Origin of the sequence: Virgibacillus salexigens (genome assembly GCF_000723585.1) — a bacterium.
Taxonomy (GTDB): domain Bacteria; phylum Bacillota; class Bacilli; order Bacillales; family Amphibacillaceae; genus Virgibacillus; species Virgibacillus salexigens.
On the sequence record NZ_CCDP010000001.1, the window covers coordinates 159,698 to 185,603 of the forward strand.

Consider the following 25,906-nt stretch of genomic DNA (forward strand, 5'->3'; position numbering starts at 1 on the left):
TTAAAAATGACTGATAGTCATTCATTTTTTTGGGAAGATTATGAAATTGTGATGAAAATAACAATGAGATGTTTTATGAGGTGGAAAAATGAATAAATCATGGATTTATGTCGTGTTAACTAGTGTATTTGAATTAATTTGGATTTATGGATTTAATACTGCCACCGACTGGTGGCATTGGGCGCTAATCATTGCTGCAATTTTTATGGATCTTCACTTCTTATCGAAAGCATGTGAAGGGATACCTACTGGAACCGTATATGCTATCTTTGCTGCGGCAGGAACAGTTGGTACGGCGCTCATGGATGTGTATATTTTTGGCGGAAGCTTAAACATGGGGAAAATCATATTTATGATCGTTCTCGTAGCAGGTGTGGTTGGTCTTAAACTCTCCGATCAACCAAGTAAACAGGAGGTGCATTCGTAATGGGATGGTTATTCATAGCATGCGCTGCTCTATTTGAAATGATAGGTGTATTGGGTTTGCGATTATATAGCCAGGATAAGACGGTTAGAAATGGCTTGCTCTATTTGGGAGGATTGGGTGCTTCGTTTGTATTTCTTTATGCGTCTTTTTCTTATTTACTAGTTAGTGTGGCTTATTCTGTATTTATCGGAATAGGAACGGCTGGAGCAGTGATCATGAATATGGTGTTCTTTGGAGAATCAACGAATAAATATCGGATTGCAAGCCTTATTGCCATTATCACCGGTGTTACTGGATTAAAAGCACTATCTTAAAAAATAATTGTCACAAGAAGCTTCATTTTATTGTATATATATTAAAAGTCTAAATTTTAATTTGTTTTTGAAATAAGCATTGACTTTTTCTGGTAAAGGATTTAATATATCTAACAATAATAACAATCAGTACAAATAAACATTTCTTATCAAGAGAAGTGGAGGGAAAAGGCCCAATGAAACTTCGGCAACAGGTTATTGATGGCTAACACTGTGCTAATTCCTACAGACAATATGCGTCTGATAGATAAGAAGAGTGGCAAATAAATGGTATTTTAACTCTTCTTATCGCTAGGTAAGAAGAGTTTTTGTTCAATCTAGTGTTTTGGAAGGAGGAATGGAAGGTGACTAGTGAAATCCTTTCTTATCATGATTTTACCGTTGATCCTTTTAAAGATTTTCATCCAGAAGATGAAGCAAAAGGGGCATCAACCATTTTAAAGTGGGCGTATGAGACGTATGGCGATTCTATTGTGTACGCTTGTAGCTTTGGTGCTGAAGGTATGGTGTTAATTGATTTAATTTCCAAAGTGAAGCAAGATGCGGAAATTGTTTTTTTAGACACCGGGCTGCATTTTCAGGAAACGTACGACTTAATTGATGAGGTGAAAGCAACGTATCCTCAGCTGCGAATTCGGCTAAAGAAACCAGATTTGACTGTAGAGGAGCAGGCAGCAAAACATGGATCTGCTTTATGGAAAAGAGAACCTGATCAATGCTGCTTCATTCGAAAGATAAAGCCACTTGAGGAAGCATTAAGTAATGTACCTGCTTGGATATCTGGGTTAAGAAGAGATCAGTCACCAAGTCGCAGCAATACAGACTTTGTAAATAAAGATGAACGGTTTCAATCGATTAAAGTATGTCCACTCATTCACTGGTCATGGGATGATGTATGGAATTATATACGCGAATACAAATTGCCATACAATGAATTACATGATCAGAACTATCCAAGTATTGGTTGTATTCCTTGCACCAATCAAGTGATAGATTCTGATGACCTTCGTGCTGGTCGCTGGACGGGGTTAAATAAGACGGAATGTGGACTTCATACAACTGGAAATAATCAACGCTTATGATGGAAGTAATGACACATCTTTTTTATTTCATTTAATTCCGAGTAAATTAATTGGTATACTTTGTAATAAATGATTTATGCATGTCGAAATTATAGAAAAGCCTGTGAGGTGGATGAATTGCCGCTTGATGTAACGAATAGCCCTTTTAACCAAGAGCAAACAGAACAATTAAACAGATTACTACCAATGCTAACAGATCAACAAAAAATGTGGTTGAGTGGATACCTTTCAGCTGTGCAATCCACGGCATCTATTCAAGATGCTAATAGGACAACACAAGGACAGACAGCAACAACTGGAGGTGCTACAGCACGATCTGTAACGATCTTATATGGATCAGAAACAGGTACAGCACAATCGTTAGCAGAAACAATGACACAGAAGTTAGAAGCAACCAATTTAGATGTCACATGTAGTGCAATGGATGACTTTAAACCAAATAAGTTAAAGAAAGTAGAAGATTTATTAATTATTACCGCAACTCATGGAGAGGGAGATCCACCGGATAATGCGGTGGTCTTCCACGAGTTCCTTCATAGTCGAAAAGCACCAAAATTAGCAGATTTGCGTTTTGCAGTTCTTTCGTTAGGTGACGAATCTTACGAGTTTTTCTGTCAAACAGGGAAAGACTTTGATGCAAGATTAGAGGAATTAGGCGGAGAAAGGCTATATGAGCGAATCGATTGTGACTTAGATTTTGATGAACCGGCGGCTGAATGGATGGCAGGTGTGCTTGGAGAACTGCGAAAATCAATGGATCAAGCTAGCGAAGCAGAGCTTTCTGGCCAACAAACGGCAGGAACAATCGTCTCGGAGCAGCCGGTTTTCTCCAGGACAAATCCATTCCTTGCAGAGGTCGTTGACAATATTAACCTTAGTGGTCGCGGTTCAAACAAGCAGACACGTCATCTGGAATTATCATTAGAAGGTTCAAACTTTACATTTAAACCCGGGGATAGTTTAGGTATCTTTCCTAAGAACAATCCTGTACTAGTAGATGAGCTCATTCAGGCACTGCAATGGAATCCTGATGAGACGGTTTCTGTCAATAAACAAGGAGATATACGGTCTTTACGGGAAGCGCTTATCTCTAATTTTGAAATCAGTATCCTGACAAAACCATTAGTAGAGAAAGCAGCATCGATCTTTCACAATGAGGAACTAAGTGAACTGATAACCCCGGATAGAAAGGACCAATTAAAAACGTATATTGACTGCAGAGATATGTTGGATTTGGTGCAGGACTATCCGCCGGATGGGCTGGAGCCAGAATCATTTGTCAAAATACTACGTAAAATCCCAGCAAGGCTTTACTCGATAGCGAGTAGTTATGATGCAAATCCTGATGAAGTCCACCTTACGATTGGGAAAGTACGTTTTTCAGCTCATGGCCGCGAACGCTTTGGGGTTTGTTCCACACAAGTGGCAGATCGAATTGAAATTGGTGAGAAATTACCTGTATATATTCATCAAAACCCTAACTTTCAATTCCCTGAAGATCCAGAAACACCAGTGATTATGATTGGCCCGGGCACAGGGGTTGCCCCATTCCGTTCTTACTTAGAAGAACTAGAAGAAACAGAAGCTGAACGCAAGACATGGTTATTCTTCGGTGAACAGCATTTTTCTTCGGATTTTCTCTACCAAGTGGATTGGCAAAAGTGGTTGAATTCAGGTGTACTTTCAAAAATGGATGTAGCCTTCTCCCGTGATACCGAAGAAAAGGTATATGTCCAACATCGCATGTTGGAAAAAAGCAAAGAATTGTATGACTGGGTGAAGCAAGGTGCAGCAATCTATGTCTGTGGTGATGAGAAACATATGGCGAAAGATGTAAATGAAACGATTGCCACTATTTTGCAACAAGAAGGCGATATGACACCAGATGAGGTAGAATCGTATCTCAATCAAATGCGTCAGGAGAAACGCTACCAGAGAGATGTCTATTAACGAAAGGAGTTTCTATATGGGTAAAGGGAACGACTCAATTAAGCAAGTACCATTGGATGATATGGAGCGCATCAAAAAAAATAGTAATTACCTTCGAGGAACGATTACAGAAGGCTTGGCAGATCCAATTACAGGTGCCATTTCTGATGATGATAATAAACTATTAAAATTTCATGGTAGCTATCAGCAAGATGATCGTGATTTCCGAGATGAACGGAGACGTAAAAAATTGGAACCAGCGTATCAATTTATGCTACGCGTGCGGGTCCCTGGTGGTGTTACAACAGCGGAGCAATGGCTGGTCATGGACGAATTAGCACATAAATATGCGAATGGAACGATTCGTTTGACGACAAGGCAAGCTTATCAACTACATGGCATTCTGAAACGGAATTTAAAGAATACAATCAGTAGTATTAATGATACATTGATGGACTCCATAGCTGCTTGTGGGGATGTTAATCGAAATGTAATGTGTAATACGAATCCTTATCAATCGGATGTTCATGCGGAAGTAGTTGCATGGGCACAGAACATTAGTGATCATCTTACCCCTCGAACGGGAGCATACCACGAAATTTGGTTAGATAAAGAGAAGGTAGTTGATTCTAGAGAAGAAGCGGAGATGGAACCAATTTATGGAACAACCTATCTTCCTAGAAAATTTAAAATTGGAATTGCTGTACCTCCTTCTAACGACGTTGATGTATTTTCACAAGACCTAGGATTTATTGCGGTAAAGGAAGCAGATAAGCTGCTTGGTTTCAATGTAACGGTTGGCGGTGGTATGGGAATGACACATGGAAACACCGATACCTATCCACAGTTAGGAAGAATCATCGGTTTTTGTGCACCAGAAGCTGCCGTGGATGTAGCCGAAAAGATTGTTACGATACAGCGCGATTATGGAAATCGTTCGAATCGAAAAAATGCTAGATTTAAATACACCATCGATAAACGAGGAATCGATTGGTTAAAGCAAGAACTGAATGAACGTTTAGGCTGGGAATTAGAAGCAGCAAAAGACTACGTGTTTAAGCATAATGGAGACAGTTATGGATGGATTAAAGGAAAGTCGAATTGGCATTTCACGTTATTTATTCAAAATGGTCGCGTAAAAGATACCGATGATTACCAATTAATGACGGGATTAAGGGAAATAGCTAAAGTTCATACTGGAGATTTTCGCCTTACTCCAAATCAGAATCTAACGATTGCAAATGTAACAGACGAAAAGAAACAAGATATCGATCATTTAATAAGACAATATAAGCTTACAGATGGTGGTCAGTATAGTGGCTTACGACGTAATTCGATGGCCTGTGTCGCATTACCAACTTGTGCATTAGCAATGGCAGAGTCGGAAAGGTATCTCCCTTCCCTACTGGAAAAGATAGAAAATCTTCTCGATGAAGCTGGATTAAGAGAGGAAGAAATCGTGATAAGAATGTCTGGTTGCCCGAATGGGTGCTCCAGACCCGCATTAGCAGAAATTGCTTTTATTGGCAAAGCCCCAGGTAAATACAATATGTATCTAGGTGGGAGTTTTACAGGGGATCGCTTAAGTAAATTATACCGTGAAAACATCGGAGAGCATGAAATTCTAGAAACACTGCAGCCGATTATTAATGCCTATGCCAAGGAACGTACAGAAAAGGAACACTTCGGCGACTATGTTATTCGTGCTGGCTATGTTGAAGCTGTGTATTCTGGACTTAATTTCCATAAGGAAAAAGATGAATAGAGGGAGTGTAGTCAATGGGGAAAGTATACCTTGTAGGAGCAGGTCCAGGGGATCCAGAGCTAATTACTGTAAAAGGAGCAAGGATGATCGAGCAAGCGGATGTCATTCTTTACGATCGGTTAGTAAACGAACAATTATTAGCATATGCTTCGCCACATGCAAAACGAATCTATTGCGGGAAGCGCCCGGACCATCATTCATTGAAGCAGGAGCAAATTAATCAATTACTATGTTCGTTTGCTAGTGAAGGGAAGACCGTAACGAGGCTTAAAGGTGGCGATCCATTCATATTTGGCAGAGGTGGTGAGGAGGCGCTGGCTTTACAACAACATCATATCCCATTTGAGATTGTACCAGGTATTACTTCTGGTTCAGCTGCCCCATCATATGCAGGTATTCCTTTAACGCATCGAAAAATAAGTTCTTCCGTTGCATTTGTATCAGGAGTAACAAAACAGGATGAAGATATCGATACGTATTGGAGAAATCTAGCAAAAGGTGTGGATACATTATGTATCTATATGGGCGTTAAGAATCTACCGGTGATCTGTCATCAACTGATTCGTCATGGTAAAGACAAAGATACACCAATCGCTCTCGTGCACTATGGGACAACACAAGCACAGCAAACGGTAACGGGTACATTAGAAACCATTGTATCTAAAGCAGAAGGTATAAAAAATCCATCCATGATAATTATTGGTGAGGTCGTCCGTTTACGTGATCAGCTTCAATGGTTTGAATGGCTTGCCGATGAGAATATTCCGTCACCGGTTGCAATTAGTGGTTAAGGAGGAAAAGCGAATGCAGGGCGTGCTTTATGTAAGTCATGGAAGTCGTTACGCCACTACCAAGTCAGAGGTGAATCAGTTTATTGCAGATGTGAAAGTGGAAATCCCTATTCATCTACAGGAAATCTGCTATTTAGAGCTTGCTGATCCAGATATCCACCAGGGAATTAATAATCTCGTCTTACAAGGAGCCACAGCAATTGCAGTTATACCAGTGCTCTTACTACGTGCCGGTCATTATTATCAAGATATTCCAGAAATTATTAATCAACAAAAAGCAATGTATCCCCATGTATCATTTTCTTATGGGCAGCCTTTAGGCGTACAGAATCGACTAACTTCCATTCTAGCAGAACGTATCAAGGAGACGAATAGACCAATAGATCCCAATGCTAAGGTGTTCGTGGTTGGTAGAGGAAGCAGTAATCCGCAAACGAAGAAAGATATGGAGGCAATTGCTGATAGGTTACAAGCTTTTATTGGTGTTGATCAAGTAGAAGCTTGTTATTTAGCAGCATGTGATCCTTCCTTTGAAACCATGCTGGAGAAAGCTGTCGCAGGGGAATCTGCACAGATCATCATTGTTCCTTATATATGGTTTACAGGTTTTCTCACACGATTTATGAACGAGAAAGTAGCAGAGTTAGATAATCATGGAAAAGAAATTTTATTATGCAAACACCTTGGTGCACACGTGGCGATGAAGCAAGCATTAAGGGACCGGGTAATCGAGGCAGTATCATAAAAAAGGATGTGACAAAGGTGTCGCATATGCCGTTAATGGTTGATGTAGGTGGAAAAAGTATCGTGATAATTGGTGGAGGAAATGTCGCAGAGCGACGTGTTTCATTATTTTTAAAACAAGCTGCATATATTACTGTGGTTAGTCCTGAGGTAGCCCCCTCTCTTCGGTCTATGGCAGATGCTGGGCAAATATATTGGCGAAAAAAATGTTTTGACGTAAAGGATATACAGCATGCATTTATTATAGTTGCTGCTACAAATAATGAAGCATTAAATCAAACGATTTGCCAATCTGCCTCACCATATACGCTTGTGAACAATGCTTCAGATGCAAAAGGGGGCACGTTACATATCCCTGCCCATTTCCAGCAAGGAAAACTATCCATCAGTGTCTCCACAAACGGAGCAAGTCCGATGCTGACAAGTAAAATTAAGAACGATCTGAAGTCCCAGTATGATGAACAGTATGGTGATTATGTTGATTTCCTTTATGAAATGAGACAGTTTATGAAACAAACTTCATTTATCAAGCAGGAACAAAGGAAGATTTTACAATCTCTATTATCGGATGAATATCTTGATAAAGATAGACAGAAGGAGATAAGTAATTGGTTAAAAAGGAAGACAGGAAGGAACGATTCACATGAGCGGTTTAGCTAACAAAAAAGTTGGTATTGCGGCTACGCGTAAAGCAGAGGAAATTTCTACACTTGTAAAGAAAAATGGTGGGCAACCTTCCCTCTTTTCCATTCAAGGCGAGCAAGTTTTTGATGATCTTACTTGCGAACAAAATATTGCTGCACTCCTAACAGAAAGCTTTGACTACATTATTCTAACAACGGGAATAGGTGCTTCTAGTTTAGAAAGGATTGCCAAAGAAAAGGGATACGAAACCGAATTTATTCAAAAGGTTGCAGCCACAACATTAGCTATCCGTGGTAGTAAAACATTCAATTGGCTGAAGCAACATAGCTTATCCCCGGATTTTATTTCTAGCGATGGAACGATGAAGGATTTATTAGCAACATTAAAAAAACAGCCAAACAAGATTGGACAGCGTGTTTTTTTACAAGCATACAATCAGGACGATGCCCTATTAAAAGATGCTTTGCAGCATATGGGATATGAAGTCTACCTAGCCAAACCATACTTCTATAGAGCCCCAAATAGGGAAACGTTAGCCAGTTTACAGAACCATATTATTCACCAATCGTTGGATGCCGTTATTTTTACAAGTAAAACCCAGGTGCAGAACCTGTTTAACGCAGCTGACGAGCGGTTAGGGCAGGCCTTTAACGAGGATGTGCTGGCAGTAGCGGTTGGAAAAGTAACTGCACAAGAATTAATGGATCGACAGATAGCAGAAGTATTTCTGCCAACCAAGCCTAAGATGGGGAGAATGGTAGTTGAGCTAAAGCAATACTATCAACAACTCATTGGGTAATTATTAAAATTGGAGGGAAAGTGATGGCAACAACAATTGATACCAAACGTTCAGGAAGTATCCCGCATGGTGGAGAGCTTATTCAACGTCACGTAAGTGAATCTGCACGAGATGCTTACCTGAAAAAAATAGACACGATGCCTAAGATTTATTTAAATGCATGGAACCTGTCAGATTTAGAGTTAATTGCTAATGGTGGATTCAGTCCATTAACTGGTTTTATGAATGAAACAGATTATACAAGTGTTGTAGAACAAATGCGGTTGAGCGATGGTACCGTTTGGAGCATTCCAATTACATTGGATGTTGATGAAGCTACTGCGGACACATTGGATATTGGTTCTACAGTTGCGTTAGTTGGTCAGGATGAACAAGTATATGGTGTTTTGGAATTATCGGATATGTATACGTTTGATAAAGAAAAAGAAGCAAAGCTTGTGTATGGAACCACAGATTCGGAGCATCCAGGAGTAAAAAAAGTATATGAAAAAGGGGATATTTATCTCGCCGGCCCTATTTTTCTCCTGCAGGCAAAACAAAATGAGAAATTTCCTGAACATCAGCTTGAACCGAAAGAAACAAGGAAGTTATTTGCTGAACTGGGGTGGAAAACGATTGTCGGATTTCAAACACGAAACCCAGTACATCGGGCGCATGAATATATTCAAAAATGTGCATTAGAAATCGTCGATGGCTTGCTGTTAAATCCACTTGTTGGGGAAACAAAATCGGATGATATTTCAGCAGAGATTCGAATGAAAAGTTATAAAGTAATTTTAGATAAATATTATCCAAAAAACCGAACAAGACTTGTTATTTATCCAGCAGCAATGCGCTATGCAGGTCCAAGAGAAGCCATATTACATGCGATTGTACGTAAGAATTATGGGTGTACGCATTTTATTGTCGGCCGTGATCACGCTGGAGTAGGTGATTATTATGGCACCTATGAAGCACAGGAGTTAATTTCACAGTTTGAGCAAGAATTAGGTATTCAGATTTTGGCCTTTGAACATGCGTTTTATTGTACAGCTTGTGAGAATATGGCGACAGCAAAAACATGTCCGCATGATAAATCCAACCATGTACATCTAAGCGGAACCAAGGTACGAGAAAAGCTGCGCAATGGAGAAGAATTACCGAAAGAGTTTTCTCGACCAGAGGTTGCGCATGTATTAATGGAAGGGCTAAGACAACGCTGATTAGGAGGAAAAACGTGAGTAAATCAACAAATATCTCGTGGCATGATTCGATCATTACTAAAACAGAGAGACAAACCAAAAACAAACATAAAAGTGCGATTTTATGGTTTACTGGTTTATCAGGGGCCGGGAAATCTACCATTACCGTTGAGCTTGAACGAAAGCTGTATCAGCTTGGAATATATACGTATCGCTTAGACGGCGATAATATTCGTCATGGGCTGAATAAAAATCTAGGTTTTTCTCCAGAGGATCGCACGGAGAATATTAGACGAATTGGTGAAGTAGCAAAGTTATTTGTCGATGCGGGTGTTCTTACGTTAACTGCATTTATCTCCCCATATCGAGAAGATCGTAATCAAGTTCGTGCTCTTGTTGCAGAACGCGAATTTATAGAGGTTTATGTGAGATGTAGTTTAGAGGCTTGTGAACATAGGGATTCTAAAGGATTGTATCAAAAAGCAAGATCTGGTGAGATTACAGGATTTACAGGAATTGATGCCCCCTATGAAGAACCAATCAACCCTGAATTGACGATTGATACCGAAGAACAATCTTTAGATGAAGCTGTACAGCAAGTCATTAATTATTTATTAGAAAATGAATACCTGAACTAAATGAAAAGGTCTCCTTCGATTGAGGAGACCTCAGCTTGTAGAGTCCCTCTTCCCCGTTTTATTCTCCTTCAGGGGGGAGGGCTATTCCCTTTCCGAGTGCGATCTTAGATTAAAACCAATCACTACCATTAGGCATTCGATATTACTAACGAAAAAATTGAATTTCATAAAATAGCCCAAAAATAAGTCTGTCGAGAAAATAATCTCGACAGGCTGAAGTCTCTTTCGATTGAGGAGACGTTAATTATAGTGTTTGTTCTGGAGAATGGCTGTGTTGTGAAGTTTGATAGGTCATGGTAATTGGTGAGTGGGAAAGCATTTTGATTAATTGATCGGCCATGTATTCAGGAGTGTATTTAAACCCGTTCTTTACCCATTCCATTATCATCCCAATAATCGCATACGTTTGATAACTTGCTTGTAAGTCTTTATCAATGGCACCCTCTTCTTTTGTGCTAATTAAATCCTTTTCAGATAGATCTCTGAAGACAGTACATAGTTTTTGCTGAAATCCAGGAAAAATCGTATCATGGTTGATAATTGTTTGATAGAAATCGGAGTAACGAGCTACATGCTCAAATATTTTTATCGTCGATGCATTCATTTCATGGAGAATAAAGGTTTGTTTATTTTGGTATGGTTCTCGAAAGGATTGCGTTAAATCAGTGATGACATCTTCCATCAGTTCCTCAAACAATGCTTCCTGAATGTCATAATGTTTATAAAACGTTCCTCTGTTTAAGTCTGCCTTGTTAACAATGTCAGTGATCGTAATTTGTTGCATGTCCTTCTCTTTCATGAGTTGAATCAATGCTGTTTTTAAGGCATTTTTCGACTTATGAACGCGACGATCTACTTTCATATACAATCTACCACCAATCTGTTTAGTTAGCTTATTTTTATAAACACTATCCGTGTCATTTGTTGATTTATCAACATGTTAGCGGTTATTTGAATATTGCTACCTTCATTATAGTACATTATGCTTATAGTATACAGCTACATGATTTGGTCATTAGTTGGAAGGCTAATTTTTATATGGTAGAACATATCGTTTCTATTAAAAGGGGATTCGAGGTCTATACTTATGAAAGGAGAGATTTTCAATGAAATTAGATGGTAAAGTAGCTATTGTTACTGGTGCAGCCTCTGGTATGGGAAAAGCGATAGCACAGCTCTATGCAAAAGAAGGAGCAAAGGTAATTGTTTCTGATATTAACTTAGAAGGTGCGGAAGCAGTCGTTTCTTCCATTGAATCGGCTGGTGGAACTGCTAAAGCACTTAAGACGAATGTGGCTAATCGTCAAGAAGTGGATCAAATGATCGATACAGCAGTAAGTGAATATGGAACATTAGATATTTTAGTGAATAATGCTGGAATAATGGATGGATTTGAAGCTGCTGGAGATATTGAAGATGAGAATTGGGAGCGCATCTTTGCTATTAACACAACGGCTGTGATGCGTGCAACAAGAAAAGCATTATCCATCTTCTTAGAAAAAGGCAATGGTGTCATTGTCAATACTGCCTCTACTGGTGGTCTGAATGGTGCCCATGCAGGTGCAACATACACAGCTTCCAAACATGCTGTCGTTGGATTCACGAAAAATACGGGCTATATGTATGCAAATGAAGGCATCCGTTGTAATGCCATTACTCCAGGCGGGGTTGCCACAAATATTAGCGCATCGATGAAAAACATGAACGAATTCGGTGCAAGTCGTACCAAGGCTGGACAAGGCGTTATGCCGCGCGCCGGAGAAGCTGAAGAAATTGCCAATGTGGCTCTATTCTTAGCATCTGATGAGTCTAGTTTTGTTAATGGAACGGTAATTACTGCTGATGCTGGTTGGACAGCAGCTTTTTAAAATAGATGTAATAAGGGAAAGCTCCGTAACGGTAACGGAGCTTTTAAATATTAAAGTTCAGCAAGCTTATCTATTCATTACAACTTTCGATGATTTTCCAAGGACCCCATTCACCGGTTGTCCCTGGTTCTTCACCTTTTGTCCACCACTTGGCTTCATACAAATTATTATTGTGTTGAACACGATCCCCTCCAACATAACTTGTAGCTGCCTCCCATGCTGGATACTCACAGGTCGCCCCTTCTTCACTCGTAGAAACCGTTAATGAGGAGGCTGGGTAGAGGTTTCCTTCTCCATCTTTAGAAGATACTGTGATGGTATAAGCGGTGGCCGCCTGCAAGTTTTCTAGAACAATGGAAGGTTCTGTTGTAGTAATTTCTTGATTATTATACGTAATAACATATTCTACAACCGATGTCGCATCTGTTGGCTCGTTCCAAGATAGATCAATACTCGATGCGGTTACCTTTGTTGCTTCCACATTTTGCGGTGCTAATGCAGGGGATTCAGGATCGCCACCATCTCCTCCTGTGAATTGAAGATTAGTAGCTAGTGTGGTGACAAGGGTATGATTGACATCGCCGCTATAATCCCAAAACATTGCTCCAGCAAGTCCTTTCGACTTGATAAAGTCGGTTTTGTATCCAAATGATTCCTCATCATCATAAGTAATAAAGTTGCCGTTAGATGCATTATATAAATAAGGTACTTTCGCTTCATCGTTCCAATAGCGCTGATAGCCGTTTTTGTTTATATAATTATCTTCTAGGTCACTAAAATCAAACGTTCCATTTTCCCATGTGCCTTCCGTTGCAGGTGAACAGTTCTGGTATTCCCCATTATTCGTTGCCTCACAATCGCTCCATCCTCTACCATAGAATGGTGTACCAAGTACGAGTTTATTCCCTGGTACCCCTTCATTCAAGTAGCTATTTACAGCGCTTGCTACATTGAAGGATTCTGCATTAGGAAGTCCTGCAGTTTCTGCTTCAGGATCAAAATATAACGGAGCGTTATGCCCACTTTGGGTTTGCCATCCTCCATTAAAGTCATAAGTCATAATATTAATCCAATCTACGATCTCTGCTATTTGGGTTAATTCATTATTATTAACATATTCTTCATTGGCAGCAGAAGCAATGGTTAATAAGTATTCCGTTCCATCTTCAGCCTCTGCTGCATCTAGTTTTTCCCGTACTTCTTGCAGAAGCAAGACATAATTTTGTTTATCTTCCGGGCGTGTGCTATTGCCAGGTAATCCCCCGCTAACTGGGTACTCCCAGTCAATGTCTACACCGTCAAAACCATACTTTCTGATAAAATCAACGGCAGAGTTAGCGAATTGTTCTCTTGTTGTCGGGTCCGCTGCTACATCTGAAAACCGATTCGACCAAGACCATCCGCCAATTGATATAAACGTCTTTAAATGAGGATTTTCCTCTTTTAATTTAATGAGTTGTTGAAAATTTCCTTTTAATGGATCATCCCAATTATCACCTGGGTTGGTTTTTTGTGCATCTATCCAAGGATCCCCCATAACTACTGTTCCATTTGGTACGTCAATATTTCCATTTTCATCCTGACATGCCCATGTTTGTGGATTGGGACTCTCTGGATCAGGGTTTCCATGTCTTCCATCCCAGCAAATATCGGCAAAAGCATAATTAATATGGCTCACTTTTGACGCATCCATATCCCATACTTGGAAGTCCCTTCCGTAAGCTGCCCAAGATGGATAATACCCCACGATGTTGTAGTCTGATGCTGCTGCTTCTTTTGCTTGAATTATACTATGATTGGTAGGCATTGTTGTTAGTATTAGTAAACCAAAGATGAAAAAAATGAAGAACTTTTTTGTTCCTTTTAATAGATTCACTACTTCAGCATCCTCTCTTTTCATGTTTAGATTATGAAAAGCGCTTTCATAGTTTTGTAGATTACTAACATGCATGTTTTGTTGTAATAACTATATCATATTTGTTATTACAAATATTTTCAAGTTAATTAACAGAAATATCTAAATTTTGATTCTAAATACCCAGTATTATCTGGAAATAAACGATAGAGTAAGGGGGTAATTTGATATGTCAATTTATTATTTGTAATGATGATTATGGTGGGGAGTGGGGATGTAAGATACCTCTTATAGATATAGCAAATCGAATAGTAGCAATGAGAAGAAGATCCCCCTCGGTGAGCGTTTTTGCTGATGAGGAGGATGAACCATTGCCTGTGGAAAGAGATTCCAATTGAGGAAGCAGTACGTGTTAGGAAAGATGTTCAATTTGGTTATAGTTATGTACTTTCCATGTTTGGTCTTGGAATTGAACATTACTAATACAACCGTTCATTAACTTCGTAATACCTGAACCAACCTCTCCGTTAGACAGCTCGGAAAGAATGACATTAATAACTGCTCCATGAGCTACTAATAAAATACGTTGTTTGGGAAATTGTTGTGTTACCTTTTCCAAACCAGTCATTACGCGCTTTTTGAAACCCTCCCTTTCTTCTTGATGAGGGAATTGCTTATCTGGATACACTTGAAATCTCTCTTCGATGGTCATGCCCTCTGCATCCCCAAAGGACCGTTCTTTAAAATCGTCCATCTCGATAAAGGGAAGTCCTAAGTGTCTATTTATAATTGTTGCAGTTTCTTTCGCGCGTTGAAGTGGGCTGTATATCAAAACATCATAATCATCGGCATTTAAAAAAGAACCACATTCTTCTGCTTGCTTTCTCCCTGTGTTGTTCAGTGGGATATCTGTCTTCCCTTGCAATTTCCCTTGTGCATTCCAATCGGTTTCACCATGTCTTATTAAGCAAACTGTTGTAATTGTTCCTCTCTCCCTTAACGTCATTCATTTTTTCTTATTATATCAAATCATACCTTCTTTTGAATTTGTTAACGATTATAATGTCTTCATCATCTACGAATAATTTCAATGTTTTATCACATTCTAAACAAAAAGGAGGATTCGATATGCATTCATTTTTCATAGCGATCAGTTTGAGTATGTTCATGTTTACTGGAATTGCTTCTCCGGCAGCGACGGAGTCACCATTGTCCGTTGATGAAGGAGTACCAGCATATGCAAAATGGGGGAAAATGGCTGTTAAAGCTACAATGGCAAAGTATCCAGATGCTGAAATCATCGATTACTTATATAGTGGTAATGAGGTAAAAGATGATTCCAAAGTAGAAAAATTCAAACTATGGCTAAGGCAAGGCAATAAAGAGTTTGGTGTACGGATAAATATTCGTTATCACCAAGATACCGAAAAAGTAGAAGGAATTACTTTCCAGGAAACATCTAAGTAAAACATTAACTTTTACTTATTCATCAGCAGGGTTAAGTCGAGCTAGTACTTGGTGATCTTCCCAGACACCATTAATCTTGACATTCTTTTTTGCAATACCTTCTTTATGGAACCCTGCTTTCTCTAAAACACGTATCGATCCTATATTATGGGGGATAACGCCTGCTTCTATTCGGTGCAATTGTAATTTATCAAACCCTTCGTTAACTAATAGCTTCACTGCCTCAGTCATATAGCCTCTGCCGTTATAGGATTTATCGAGAAAATATCCGATAAATGCACGTTGCAGAGGTCCTCGATATACTTGGAAGAGATTAATAACGCCAATTAACTGTTGCGTTTGGAGGAAAATACCATAATGATATTCTTCATCGTTTTCCCTCCGTTTTCGAATTAGTCTCATTCGACGTAACTGGCCTTGTTCGGTATAGAATTCTTCCGAACGATCCATGGAGAAATTCTCAAAAAACGATCGGTTCGTTTGTTCTAATGCAAGCAAGTCACCCACATCTTCCGTTGTTAATGCACGTAAATAAAGATTATTCCCACGTATCATTTGTTACCTCCACGTTTTTTATAGGTAATATTCGACGAATCTTGCGATAATCCTGCTCGCAATAAATAAAAATCAGTCATCGTTTTTTTTAGTAATTTAAGTCTAAGGAAGTACATTTGCTATCATACTTAACTTCAGATGGAGCATGTAGGAGGAAAAAGGAATCACAAAACATCTTATATAGTGGAATTTGTGCTAGGTATTCTTTGAACATATAGGAGCTTTTGTGGATTTTTTTGAAGTAGATTTCAATCTATAAATGAAATCATAGTTATTTCGTATTGGAAATGATGACATACATACGTGGGATCCTTTCAGAACGGAACTTTATGCCTAAATCTATAAAATCTATTACTGGTACTATCTAATTATTTTTAAATATTCCAGATATTTACTCCATGCTTCGACACCTCTAGCAAATCTATTAAATTATAATAGTCTTTACAACTTTATACATACATCAAAGAGGTTCACCTAGGAAAGAAATAGAGGTGTTCTTTTTTTAGGGATAAATATAAAGCTTAGTGAGGTGATAGCAGACACAAGCTCCCTGTTCATAAGGGAAGGGAGAAATTTTAAGAAGTTAATTCGTGAGGGAGGAAACGGAATGAACGTAAAGAAAAAGTTAGGCTTCGCCCTAACAACAGCCATGTTTGGGTTTGTATTACTGATAGGTGGAACCTATGCGTACTTTAGTGATCAGGAAGTGACCAATAATAGCTTTGCAGCAGGAACGTTGGATCTCTCGGTAAATGAAACAGCCATTATAAATCTTGTTAATTTAAAACCGGGTGATACCATGCTGCGAGAATTTGCCATATCAAATGATGGAAGCTTAAAAATTGAAAATGTGTTCTTAGAAACAGCGTATGCAGTTACGGATGTAGGCAATGACAATGTGGATGATTTCGGAAAGCATATTAAAGTTAACTTTTTATGGAATTGGCAGCAGGAAAGTGAACCTATCTTTGAAACCACCTTATATGACTTACAGCAAATGGATCCAGACGTAGTAAAGCGTGATATATGGGATCCTTTATGGGAACAGCGTGGCGGATTGGAAACAGATGAAACACATGATTTTTGGGTGGAATTTGAGTTTGTTGATAATGATGCGGAACAAAATATGTACCAGGGTGATGGTCTCGCTTTAGAATGGGCATTCAACGCCACACAATCAGCAGGCGAAGAAAAATAATGAATAGGCAATGAGGGGATGAAGATAGTGAAATTAACGAAGAAAATAACGATTTCCACATTGGTATTATCGATGTCATTAGGAATGATGTTGCAAAGCAGCCTTGTCTATGCTGAGGAAGAAACGAACATGAAACAGAATGAATCTGGTACACCTTCCTATATTATTGGAAATTGGCAGGCACCTAATGGAGCTACCAAAGAAGAAGCAGTGCGCAACTACTTTGCAGATAAACAGAACCAGTTCCAATTAACAGGCGACCCCAATGTAGACTTTACGATTCAATCTGAACAACTAGATCAAGAAACGGGGGAAACCCATCTTCGAGTTGCCCAAACGTACAAAGGTATTCCAGTGTATGGCGCCGATCAGTCGATTACCCTAGATAAAGAAAAACAGGTGACGGCCTATTTTGGAGAGGTTATTCCTAAGTTAGAAGATCAAAGGATACCTGGAGAAGTTGTTGTATCAATGGAAAAGGCGAAGGCAATTGCTAAAGAAAACATAGAAAACAAGATTGGGAATGTTAAGCAATATGATGGGGCAGTAAAGGCAACGCCATATATCTATAAACATCAGGATACGTTTTATCATACGTACCTTGTCACAGCATCAACGACAACACCAGAAGTAGGATACTGGCATTACTTTATTGATGCCACAAATGGCGATATCATAGATTCCTATAATGCGGCACATCGAGTCACTGCATTCGGTACAGGCGTATTTGGGGAAAGGCAGAAATTTGAGGCACAGGCGTTTAATGGTCTGTTTAGGCTGTTTGATGTGACCCGGGGAGAAGGAGTAGTAACATATGATAATACTTCAGGAGAAAACGTTGATGTAACAAGTATTAATAAGATGTTTCGCGATGGTTCAGCAGTCGATGCTCATGCAAATGCGCAAAAAACGTATGATTACTATTTAGATACATTTAACCGTGATTCTGTCGATGATCATGGACAAATCTTAATTTCGGCAGTCCATGTTGGCGACAACTGGAATAACGCATCTTGGAATGGCAGGCAAATGTCCTATGGGGATGGCGATGGTATTCGATTCCATCCGCTTGCCGGCGGACTGGATGTAGCTGCCCATGAGATGAGTCATGGAGTGGTACAACATACGGCTGGTTTGATTTACCGAAATGAATCTGGCGCGTTAAATGAGTCATTTGCAGATATCTTTGGAGCCATGGTTGATCGTGATGATTGGTTGATTGGAGATGACATCATGGCCGATGGTAGCTTAGCCTTACGCTCCTTGGAAGATCCTGCAGCATTAATTGAAAGTAGAACACAAGAACCGTATCCAGATCATTGGGATCAGAGATATACAGGTCCGTTAGACGGTGGAGGGGTTCATATTAATAGCAGTATTAATAATAAAGCTGCTTATCTCGTTTCTGAAGGTGGCGAGCATTATGGAGTAGAAGTAACAGGGGTAGGACGAGAAGCAACAGAGCAAATCTATTACCGTGCATTGTCTGTATATTTAACGAGTAATTCGGATTTTAGTATGATGCGCCAAGCGGCCATTCAAGCAGCGAAGGACCTTTATGGAAGTCAATCTGAAGCAGCAGCGGCAGTTGAACAAGCCTATAATGCAGTAGGCGTCTATTAACTTACTTAACTAGCTGTCTATGTTTCCTAGGAGCTAGCTTTCACATTGTATGTATATATTATTTTTATAAGGAGGATTTGAATGACACAATCAGTATGGAAAAAAGCAGCAACTATAATATTAATTGGGCTACTCGTTATTACAATGACACCGGTGACAGGCTTGGCTGATGAAACAGATGTGCCGACAACAGGCTTTGAAGATCGTAATGGGGACGGTTGGACAACCCAAGAGGAAGAGTTGGCCTTCTTAGAAGAAGTAGCTGCCACGTCGGATCGTGTTGCTTATTCGGAAATTGGAACAACGGTGGAGGGGCGGCCGCTTCATCTGATTCGAGTGGGCTTCCCAGCACCCCCAACAGACGAGGAAATAGCTGACGGTCGCAATATGCTCGTAGTCGGATCCCAGCATGGAAATGAAGGCGCTCCAAGAGAAATGGCGCTGCAATTATTGAGAAATTTAGCTTTTACAGATGATCCCGTGTTATTGGATCAACTACAAGAAGCCACTATTTTATTTATTCCAACTGCTAATCCTGATGGAAGAGCGGCAAATACAAGAGCCAATGCAGAAGGAATTGATATTAATCGGGAGCATTTAAGTATGCGTACCAATGAAGTAAAAGCAATTGCCAGTGTCTTAGAGGAGTTTACGCCAGATATTACCGTTGATGGTCATGAACGCCCGAGGGATAGCGGTAATCCTGATATGGAGATGTTATGGCCACGTAATTTAAATGTCGATGAGCAGCTTCGTTCATTAAATCAAGAGATGGTGGAAGATTATCTTCTGCCAGAGGTAGAGGAGGCAGGATTTACTACTGGATTATATGGTTCCCCTGGAGGAGCCGGCGGAGGGGATGAGCGTATTTTGCGTAATATCCTCGGTTTACGTAACGGCATTGGTTTACTAACAGAGTCGGCAGGCCTACAAGAACCCCAACGACGTGTCGACATGCAAATGCGTACACTGGAATCGGTATTATCCTTTTATCGAGAGCGATTTGATGATGTAGGTGCCGTCGTTTCTGGTGCGCCAGAGCGTCAACAGGCGGCCGGCTCGGATCAAACGGAACCGTTTTATTTGGACGGTGCCGATAACTTTGATCCAACAACAATATTAGAGACAAAACCAAGTGGTTATTTGCTGACAAATGATCAGACGCAAGAGGTAGAGATCTATAAAGAGTTATTTGCTATAGAAACAGAAGCAATTAATGGTGGGGGAATGTATGCTGCAATGGACCAACCAAAAATGGGTATTCTTCCGTTCTTGTTTGATGAACGAGCAACATATACCCAAGTGGAAGGCATCGCGTTATATGATAGTACAGATGTTGGAACAGCAGCTAATATGAAGTCACTTGTTGCTCACTTTGAAGAGGAAGGGGAATTTGAAGAAGCGGAAAATGCGAGAGCATTAGACTTGCATCTCACGGCAGTTGATCGCTTTGAGAAAAAAGAGAAAGCAGATAAAGTTATAAAGCATATGCACAGCTTTAACAGATTATTAGCGTATCAGAGAGATAATGAATTCATTTCAGAGCTTGCCTATTCCAATTTGCAAAAATATGCTGCTTATATCATAGGGAAATGGGAAACGCCCTCTGATTCAACGAACGTGGTAGGACAAGTCAACGAAGGGTAAGTAGAGTAAACCTGAACAGATCCCGAATAAGCTTGTAGTCTATATTAATCTAGCGGAATGGAAGGAATGATTTATGTAATCAAAAAAGGAAGAGGAAGGGGCGAAATAGGTAATCCAAAAAGCCGAACGATAAAATAGCACGTGCAGTCAACCTACGTAGCTCCTTGAAGAAGAACACTTTTTCTGTGCGCGATGTCGCTGCCGGATTCTTCCTTATCCTGCAGGAAAGTGTTCTGATCAGGGCTTACGAAACGCTTCCTTTGAGGACAACGTCGGCATCCCCCTTGCCAGGGCAAGGAAGCTGAAGCGGTGCCCGTGGGGAAAGCGAAGTATGTTGACGGAGCATGATAGAATCTGTTTTATGTAAAGTTATAATCCGAACGAATTCGGGTGAAATCGTTCGGATTATGATAGGAATAAGTTATTTTTGTCTTCGTCTTAGTTTTCCCATTTATTCAGAAGACTCGCTGCATCGATGGTTAGTACTTGGTAAGCTTGCCTCGCTATCTGTTTATTCTCCCATTTTTTCTCAATTAATCGTTGAAACCCTTTCATATGTTTCATGAATTTGTCGGTGGCTTGCTGCTCTTCAAAACGCTCTACTGCTGTTAAATGGGTAAGTAAGGAGCGTGCTACACCAGGATTTGCAAAGGCATCTTCTTCTTGATAGATAGAAATGATTTTTTTCATATCAGCTACATTTTCTGGAGATGTACCGCCTTTATAATCGAAGGCTTTGTCTAGTGTCTGTTTACCACCAACAACAGGTAAGGAAATCGAACTATCGCCAAGGGTAACATCAAACGAGGCTTGATTGTTGTCCGGCATCAGCATCTGGTCATCACTACCTGCGATAATAACTCCGATTCGATGACCCTCTTGAAAAATATAATCTTCTGGTAACATGCCCCATTGGAATGTATACGTTTTTCCTGGTTCTACTGGCGCTGCATGTTCTAGTCCATCCCAGTTTTGGACATCTAACCAACCATGTGACACAATCTCATAAGGTGCCACATGCGTTGTTTTTTCTGTCTCTTTATAACAAGCATCATCTACATCTGTACTTGCTCCCCAGCAAGATTCTGAATCTAGTGTACGAATACCTTCTCCTCTATCACGATGGTTGACTCGTTCAGTGGTACCATAGTCGACAATGAGGGCTGTAAGATTCGAATCATCTTGATCAATGCTTGCGTTTATATTTAATTTGGGGACCCCACTTAGTTGGACTTCGTCCTTTAGCTCAGGAGATAAATACATAAGCCGATTTTCTTTCGCTGTAAATTCATCCTCCACCATCTGTTGTTCTGTTTGCTCTGGGTTATCGATAAAAGACTGGGTGAATTCCCCAAGGATTGGACTGGTCATTAGTGATCCGGGCACTTCTTCATTTTCAGGAGCGAGCCTGATAGTAACCGGTTCTGCCCCTTCATTCGGCCAATTTCCAGTAGTTTCCCATTCGTCGGCCGTTCGTTCGATATCAACCATTGGTTCGTTCATGATCCCGTTATCGATGTCAAGCAGCCAATAATCAAACCATTGATGGAGCGTATCCACCCATTCTGCTCGTCGAAAATCAAAAGGATCGACATGACCGGTTTGCGTTAACCAAAGCTTTCGAGGTACATCATGGTTTGTTAAAGCATCCCACCAGTTGGAGAAATGGTTTGCTTTCACATTATAATCATTTAAGCCATGAATCACGAAAACACTTGCTTCAACATTTTCTGCATCTTTTACAAAATTGCGCTCATCCCAAAAGGAATTGTAATTACCTGTTTGATCATCTGCATCATTGCGTATTTCCTCTCGTACAACGGCACATGGTTCGATACGTTCGCTCGCTGTTACCGCATGTGATAAACCGGATGGCCCGTTGCGATAAAATGGAATGCCGCCGTAACGATAATAATCATACCAACTGCTAATTGCTCCAATTGGAACTATCGTTTCTAGGCCATCGATGCCTGTAGCAGCAGCTGCATTGGCTAATGTCCCATCATAAGATTTTCCGATCATACCTACCTTTCCTGTTGACCAATTTGCTTGGATTTCTTGCCCGTTTTCGTCCCACGCAGTTCCTTCTCCATTTAACCAATCAATTACTACGTTGACACTCTCTGTTTCTTCATAGCCTCCAGTAGGTGGGCAGCCATCAGAGTTATTCGTTCCTACCATATCTACTTGTACAACAGCGTAGCCTCGTGGAACAAAATAATTATCATAAAACAAAGGAAACTTTTCATTAACTCCATCTCCATCAGGGTCTTTCGTTTCTGACTCATTCCCTCTTCCGATACTTTCATAATAGGGGCTGGCATCCATAATAATCGGTACTTGTAATTCCTGGTCGGTTTCTTGGGGACGGATAATATCAGCGGCAATGCGATCAAGGTTGCCGTCTCGGTCACTATCCATGTTTGACTCCACATAAATCGTTTCTTTAATAGCATTGTCGTAATCGTAAACCGGTTGTGTCGCTTCTTCTTCAAGATGATAATTCTTAGGTTGAGGGGTTCTGTCATGTGTTTCTGTATCTGCGGTGATGGGGGTGGAGAACATGGTGAGTAGCAGAAGCGAAGTTATCATACTAGCTATCTTCTTATTTTTTGTTTTCATGAACTAACTATCCCTCCTATTTAATATAGTAAACTAATTGTAGAGCATCATAGCATGATATAAAGGTTGGTAGAAGAGGGGGAAGTAACAATTTTCCGATTTTTTCAGAGGAAAAAAGGGTACAAAGTTCTATAGGTAAGGCTCTGAATCGTTGTGTAAGAAAGTATCCCATTCATATGCTGTTTATGACGGAACTAGTTTAATGAATAGTCTATCGAAAAAACTACCTTTAGGTAAAAGGTAGTTTATTTGCTGCTAGTAGTGGGCTTAGCTCACTACTAGCAGCTCTAGCTTATTGAAGGTTCAGCATCGATTCAAATTGACATTAGGTTACGCTTAATATCGCAGCTTCATCAGGATATGCTTAATGTCTTGATCATTCATTAATAATTCACTATGCTTTTCATTAATTTTAGCTAATGCAACGTCATGATAGAAAAATTCAATAAATAGCTTAACAAATGGTTTTGACATGGTCTTCATCGCTTGCCATGAATCGTTTTCCACTCCTGCAAAAATCGTTTCTCGATCGTCCACAATAATCAATCGAAACCGTTCCAATACATCATGCTCTTTTGCAGGTATAAGGGTGTGGACGTGAGTCAAGTTGGTGTTCATGTTCCCTACGACAAGGACTTCAACCTCTACACCGTTTTTCTCTTTCTCTTTTAAGAGTGGCAAGTATTCTACCAAATCATCTTTCCATAGCGAAACTCGGATGGTTTCTTTTGCTTCCTGGATAAGTTGCTTCATTTGTGCTTGAATAGATGTATTTACTTTCAGGCTCCATATGCGATCATCAAGGAACGGCTTTTTCTTTGAGCTGGTTTTTAGTTGCTTAATATTTTCCTGAAATTCAGCTGTTAGTTTTTCAATAGCAAGGGGTAATGGAAGCGCAGTGTAAAGCTTTTTCTTTTCTGATATCGAATCCATTACCATACCCTTATCAATCATACGTGTTAAGACTTCATACACCTTTGCTTTTGGAACCCCAGAATATTTAACAATTTGAGTAGCATCCATAGGTTCATCACTAGAAGCTAGAGTTTCAAACACATTACTTTCATATTGTGAAAAACCAAATTTTTGTAACATATATACTCCTATCTATATTCCTTACGTATATTTTAATGGTAAATAAATAGTTAATGAAATAATTCTGTTATTTATATTAAATGATATGGACCATTTATTTCAATTGATAAATGCCGATTCTCCTATTCTTCAGCTGGTATTAGCTTAAACCAATCCCTCTATTTTTATTTGACAGAGATTAGAAGCTCATTGTAATCTAGAAAAAAGTTACTATTATAGTAGTAACTTTTAAGTTAGCCATTGATTAAACAAGAAAAGATAGAATGATAACGAACTAAATACGATAGTAAGGGGTTTTTTAATGATAAGAAGTGATGTTGCTAAAAGGAAACGAAAAACAGCTTATATAAATGCTACTTTTTTTACAATGGATAAGGAAAATCGAGTTTTTGAAAATGGGATGATGATTGTACAAGATCAGTTCATTACATACATTGGTTCACATTCTAAAGAGCAGCTGGTGGATGTAGACCAAGTAGTGGATCTTGCTGGGAAATGGGTGATGCCTGGTCTTGTAAATACGCATTCGCATATTGTGATGACGATTTTACGTGGTATTGGAGATGACATGCTGTTAAAGCCTTGGCTGGAAAAGAAAATATGGCCGATGGAAACACAGTTTACGACAGAAATTGCTTCTGTTAGTGCTAAGCTAGGTATTTTGGAGATGTTGAAATCAGGGACTACGACGTTCTCTGATATGTTCAATCCAAATGGCATAGATTCAGATGATGTTATACATGCAGTTGGAGAAACCGGGATTCGTGGTGCTTTTTCGTATACAATATTTAGCTTTGGTACCGAGGAAGAGCAGAAAATGAACCTGAGGGAAGCAGAGCAATTTTCTAGAAACTATAAAACGTTTGCTGATGGTCGTCTGACCACCATGGTAGCCCCTCATAGTGCCTACACATGCACACCGGATGCTCTTACTGCGAGTGCCGGAATTGCTAAAGACAATAATTTGATGGTACACATTCATGTTTCAGAAACAAATGATGAAATCATGGATATTGAAAGTCGCTATGGTTTTCGTCCTGTTGAACATCTTTGCAGATTAGGTCTCTTCGACCAGCCAACGGTGATGGCCCATGGTGTGGTTCTTAATGATGAGGAGCGAGCAATGCTAAAACAGTATGATGTACGTGTTGCTCATAATCCAATCAGTAATCTGAAATTAGGATCAGGAATTGCGGATATTGTTCGTCTGTTAAATTCCGGGATAAAAGTAGGAATTGCAACAGATGGCGTATCTTCCAATAACAACTTTGATATGTTCGAGGAAACCCGAACGGCTTCCCTGCTGCAAAAAGGTGTATATAAAGATCCAACTAAATTCCCTGCACAAACAGCGTTAGCTTTAGCTACTCGGGGAGGAGCTGAGGCAATTGGTATGGGAAAAAGCACGGGTTCATTGGAAGCAGCCAAAAAGGCAGATTTTATTACTATTTACCCTTATGATAAGGAGCATCTACATCCTCTCCGTGAAGCGTATTCCCATCTACTTTATGCAGCACGTGGAAGTGACGTAGCCGATGTGTATATTGATGGCAAGATGGTTGTGAAGGATAGAAGCTGTTTAACGATAGATGAAGAAAAAGTGATGTCCGAAATGAATCGCCTACAGGAGAAACTCTTGAAATAAACGATTCTGCTCGTTT

General features: G+C 39.7%; 24 protein-coding genes and 1 riboswitch. Of the genes, 18 read left to right on the plus strand and 6 right to left on the minus strand.

Annotated features, from left to right (window positions below; all coding sequences use genetic code 11):
* Window positions 1-88: 88 nt before the first annotated feature.
* From BN990_RS00760 to cysC, 11 genes are all read left to right on the plus strand, one after another.
* On the plus strand, window positions 89-427 hold the full coding sequence (locus BN990_RS00760; RefSeq protein WP_038241645.1) for a DMT family transporter: 339 nt from the start codon (window positions 89-91) through the stop codon (window positions 425-427).
* A complete protein-coding gene (locus BN990_RS00765) occupies window positions 427-741 on the plus strand; it encodes a DMT family transporter (protein ID WP_021290231.1) in 315 nt (104 codons plus the stop codon). The genes BN990_RS00760 and BN990_RS00765 overlap by 1 nt, the downstream gene beginning before the upstream one ends.
* Before the next feature lie 143 nt (window positions 742-884).
* A riboswitch (SAM riboswitch) is annotated at window positions 885-995 on the plus strand.
* 90 nt (window positions 996-1,085) lie between these two features.
* Window positions 1,086-1,823 (plus strand): phosphoadenylyl-sulfate reductase, encoded by a 738-nt coding sequence (locus tag BN990_RS00770; protein WP_038241647.1) that lies wholly within the window; start codon window positions 1,086-1,088, stop codon window positions 1,821-1,823.
* Between the two features lie 117 nt (window positions 1,824-1,940).
* Window positions 1,941-3,773 carry an assimilatory sulfite reductase (NADPH) flavoprotein subunit gene (locus BN990_RS00775; RefSeq protein ID WP_038241650.1) on the plus strand — a complete coding sequence of 611 codons (1,833 nt, stop codon included), beginning with the start codon at window positions 1,941-1,943 and terminating at the stop codon, window positions 3,771-3,773.
* A 16-nt stretch (window positions 3,774-3,789) separates the two neighbouring features.
* The gene (gene cysI / locus BN990_RS00780; protein ID WP_051738986.1) at window positions 3,790-5,517 is read left to right on the plus strand and encodes an assimilatory sulfite reductase (NADPH) hemoprotein subunit; all 1,728 of its coding nucleotides are present in this window, start codon (window positions 3,790-3,792) and stop codon (window positions 5,515-5,517) included.
* Window positions 5,518-5,531: 14 nt separating this feature from the next.
* Window positions 5,532-6,308, plus strand: a complete 777-nt coding sequence (cobA, locus tag BN990_RS00785) for a uroporphyrinogen-III C-methyltransferase (RefSeq protein WP_038241652.1) — start codon at window positions 5,532-5,534, stop codon at window positions 6,306-6,308.
* A 13-nt stretch (window positions 6,309-6,321) separates the two neighbouring features.
* Window positions 6,322-7,053, plus strand: coding sequence for a sirohydrochlorin chelatase (locus BN990_RS00790; protein WP_038241655.1), 732 nt, complete (start codon window positions 6,322-6,324; stop codon window positions 7,051-7,053).
* Window positions 7,054-7,079: 26 nt separating this feature from the next.
* Complete coding sequence (locus BN990_RS00795; RefSeq protein ID WP_074436660.1) at window positions 7,080-7,712, plus strand: NAD(P)-binding protein; 633 nt, start codon at window positions 7,080-7,082, stop codon at window positions 7,710-7,712.
* The gene (locus BN990_RS00800; RefSeq protein ID WP_038241661.1) at window positions 7,696-8,496 is read left to right on the plus strand and encodes a uroporphyrinogen-III synthase; all 801 of its coding nucleotides are present in this window, start codon (window positions 7,696-7,698) and stop codon (window positions 8,494-8,496) included. The genes BN990_RS00795 and BN990_RS00800 overlap by 17 nt, the downstream gene beginning before the upstream one ends.
* A gap of 23 nt (window positions 8,497-8,519) precedes the next feature.
* Window positions 8,520-9,698, plus strand: coding sequence for a sulfate adenylyltransferase (gene sat / locus BN990_RS00805; RefSeq protein WP_021290223.1), 1,179 nt, complete (start codon window positions 8,520-8,522; stop codon window positions 9,696-9,698).
* Between the two features lie 14 nt (window positions 9,699-9,712).
* Window positions 9,713-10,315 carry an adenylyl-sulfate kinase gene (cysC, locus tag BN990_RS00810; RefSeq protein ID WP_038241679.1) on the plus strand — a complete coding sequence of 201 codons (603 nt, stop codon included), beginning with the start codon at window positions 9,713-9,715 and terminating at the stop codon, window positions 10,313-10,315.
* Window positions 10,316-10,559: 244 nt separating this feature from the next.
* On the opposite strand, the gene BN990_RS00815 is transcribed toward cysC, so the two are convergent.
* A complete protein-coding gene (locus BN990_RS00815) occupies window positions 10,560-11,177 on the minus strand; it encodes a TetR/AcrR family transcriptional regulator (protein WP_038241682.1) in 618 nt (205 codons plus the stop codon).
* Window positions 11,178-11,421: 244 nt separating this feature from the next.
* Here BN990_RS00815 and BN990_RS00820 point away from each other — a divergent pair, with 244 nt between their 5' ends.
* Complete coding sequence (locus BN990_RS00820; RefSeq protein ID WP_038241685.1) at window positions 11,422-12,183, plus strand: SDR family oxidoreductase; 762 nt, start codon at window positions 11,422-11,424, stop codon at window positions 12,181-12,183.
* Between the two features lie 70 nt (window positions 12,184-12,253).
* Here the strand turns inward: BN990_RS00820 and BN990_RS00825 are convergent, their stop codons facing one another.
* On the minus strand, window positions 12,254-13,990 hold the full coding sequence (locus BN990_RS00825; RefSeq protein ID WP_232620883.1) for a glycosyl hydrolase family 18 protein: 1,737 nt from the start codon (window positions 13,988-13,990) through the stop codon (window positions 12,254-12,256).
* 272 nt (window positions 13,991-14,262) lie between these two features.
* On the opposite strand from BN990_RS00825, the gene BN990_RS22435 reads away from it, so the two are divergent.
* Window positions 14,263-14,436 (plus strand): hypothetical protein, encoded by a 174-nt coding sequence (locus BN990_RS22435; protein WP_158295211.1) that lies wholly within the window; start codon window positions 14,263-14,265, stop codon window positions 14,434-14,436.
* 14 nt (window positions 14,437-14,450) lie between these two features.
* Here BN990_RS22435 and BN990_RS00830 read toward each other — a convergent pair whose 3' ends face one another.
* Window positions 14,451-15,020, minus strand: a complete 570-nt coding sequence (locus tag BN990_RS00830; RefSeq protein ID WP_038244691.1) for a histidine phosphatase family protein — start codon at window positions 15,018-15,020, stop codon at window positions 14,451-14,453.
* Between the two features lie 146 nt (window positions 15,021-15,166).
* On the opposite strand from BN990_RS00830, the gene BN990_RS00835 reads away from it, so the two are divergent.
* Entirely contained in the window at window positions 15,167-15,505 is a 339-nt protein-coding gene (locus BN990_RS00835; RefSeq protein WP_021290216.1) for a DUF3889 domain-containing protein, read from the plus strand.
* 15 nt (window positions 15,506-15,520) lie between these two features.
* Here the strand turns inward: BN990_RS00835 and BN990_RS00840 are convergent, their stop codons facing one another.
* Window positions 15,521-16,060, minus strand: coding sequence for a GNAT family N-acetyltransferase (locus BN990_RS00840; protein ID WP_038241688.1), 540 nt, complete (start codon window positions 16,058-16,060; stop codon window positions 15,521-15,523).
* A 607-nt stretch (window positions 16,061-16,667) separates the two neighbouring features.
* On the opposite strand from BN990_RS00840, the gene BN990_RS00845 reads away from it, so the two are divergent.
* From BN990_RS00845 to BN990_RS00855, 3 genes are all read left to right on the plus strand, one after another.
* Entirely contained in the window at window positions 16,668-17,258 is a 591-nt protein-coding gene (locus tag BN990_RS00845) for a CalY family protein (protein ID WP_021290214.1), read from the plus strand.
* A gap of 72 nt (window positions 17,259-17,330) precedes the next feature.
* A complete protein-coding gene (locus BN990_RS00850) occupies window positions 17,331-18,881 on the plus strand; it encodes a M4 family metallopeptidase (RefSeq protein WP_306465019.1) in 1,551 nt (516 codons plus the stop codon).
* A gap of 81 nt (window positions 18,882-18,962) precedes the next feature.
* A complete protein-coding gene (locus tag BN990_RS00855) occupies window positions 18,963-20,528 on the plus strand; it encodes an FIMAH domain-containing protein (RefSeq protein WP_051738987.1) in 1,566 nt (521 codons plus the stop codon).
* A 438-nt stretch (window positions 20,529-20,966) separates the two neighbouring features.
* Here BN990_RS00855 and BN990_RS00860 read toward each other — a convergent pair whose 3' ends face one another.
* Complete coding sequence (locus BN990_RS00860) at window positions 20,967-23,150, minus strand: Xaa-Pro dipeptidyl-peptidase (protein ID WP_051738988.1); 2,184 nt, start codon at window positions 23,148-23,150, stop codon at window positions 20,967-20,969.
* A gap of 336 nt (window positions 23,151-23,486) precedes the next feature.
* Window positions 23,487-24,245 carry a TrmB family transcriptional regulator gene (locus BN990_RS00865; RefSeq protein WP_021290210.1) on the minus strand — a complete coding sequence of 253 codons (759 nt, stop codon included), beginning with the start codon at window positions 24,243-24,245 and terminating at the stop codon, window positions 23,487-23,489.
* A 301-nt stretch (window positions 24,246-24,546) separates the two neighbouring features.
* On the opposite strand from BN990_RS00865, the gene BN990_RS00870 reads away from it, so the two are divergent.
* Window positions 24,547-25,890 (plus strand): amidohydrolase family protein, encoded by a 1,344-nt coding sequence (locus BN990_RS00870; RefSeq protein ID WP_021290209.1) that lies wholly within the window; start codon window positions 24,547-24,549, stop codon window positions 25,888-25,890.
* The last annotated feature ends 16 nt before the right edge of the window (window positions 25,891-25,906 follow it).

Excerpts from the sequence above, each read along its gene's own strand:
- BN990_RS00760 (WP_038241645.1), top strand. The coding sequence starts at position 89 with ATGAATAAATCATGGATTTATGTCGTGTTAACTAGTGTATTTGAATTA.
- BN990_RS00765 (WP_021290231.1), top strand. The coding sequence starts at position 427 with ATGGGATGGTTATTCATAGCATGCGCTGCTCTATTTGAAATGATAGGT.
- cysI (WP_051738986.1), top strand. The coding sequence starts at position 3,790 with ATGGGTAAAGGGAACGACTCAATTAAGCAAGTACCATTGGATGATATG.
- cobA (WP_038241652.1), top strand. The coding sequence starts at position 5,532 with ATGGGGAAAGTATACCTTGTAGGAGCAGGTCCAGGGGATCCAGAGCTA.
- BN990_RS00790 (WP_038241655.1), top strand. The coding sequence starts at position 6,322 with ATGCAGGGCGTGCTTTATGTAAGTCATGGAAGTCGTTACGCCACTACC.
- BN990_RS00795 (WP_074436660.1), top strand. The coding sequence starts at position 7,080 with ATGCCGTTAATGGTTGATGTAGGTGGAAAAAGTATCGTGATAATTGGT.
- BN990_RS00800 (WP_038241661.1), top strand. The coding sequence starts at position 7,696 with ATGAGCGGTTTAGCTAACAAAAAAGTTGGTATTGCGGCTACGCGTAAA.
- sat (WP_021290223.1), top strand. The coding sequence starts at position 8,520 with ATGGCAACAACAATTGATACCAAACGTTCAGGAAGTATCCCGCATGGT.
- BN990_RS00815 (WP_038241682.1), bottom strand. The coding sequence starts at position 11,177 with ATGAAAGTAGATCGTCGCGTTCATAAGTCGAAAAATGCCTTAAAAACA.
- BN990_RS00820 (WP_038241685.1), top strand. The coding sequence starts at position 11,422 with ATGAAATTAGATGGTAAAGTAGCTATTGTTACTGGTGCAGCCTCTGGT.
- BN990_RS00825 (WP_232620883.1), bottom strand. The coding sequence starts at position 13,990 with ATGCCTACCAATCATAGTATAATTCAAGCAAAAGAAGCAGCAGCATCA.
- BN990_RS00835 (WP_021290216.1), top strand. The coding sequence starts at position 15,167 with ATGCATTCATTTTTCATAGCGATCAGTTTGAGTATGTTCATGTTTACT.
- BN990_RS00840 (WP_038241688.1), bottom strand. The coding sequence starts at position 16,060 with ATGATACGTGGGAATAATCTTTATTTACGTGCATTAACAACGGAAGAT.
- BN990_RS00845 (WP_021290214.1), top strand. The coding sequence starts at position 16,668 with ATGAACGTAAAGAAAAAGTTAGGCTTCGCCCTAACAACAGCCATGTTT.
- BN990_RS00850 (WP_306465019.1), top strand. The coding sequence starts at position 17,331 with ATGTCATTAGGAATGATGTTGCAAAGCAGCCTTGTCTATGCTGAGGAA.
- BN990_RS00855 (WP_051738987.1), top strand. The coding sequence starts at position 18,963 with ATGACACAATCAGTATGGAAAAAAGCAGCAACTATAATATTAATTGGG.
- BN990_RS00860 (WP_051738988.1), bottom strand. The coding sequence starts at position 23,150 with ATGAAAACAAAAAATAAGAAGATAGCTAGTATGATAACTTCGCTTCTG.
- BN990_RS00865 (WP_021290210.1), bottom strand. The coding sequence starts at position 24,245 with ATGTTACAAAAATTTGGTTTTTCACAATATGAAAGTAATGTGTTTGAA.
- BN990_RS00870 (WP_021290209.1), top strand. The coding sequence starts at position 24,547 with ATGATAAGAAGTGATGTTGCTAAAAGGAAACGAAAAACAGCTTATATA.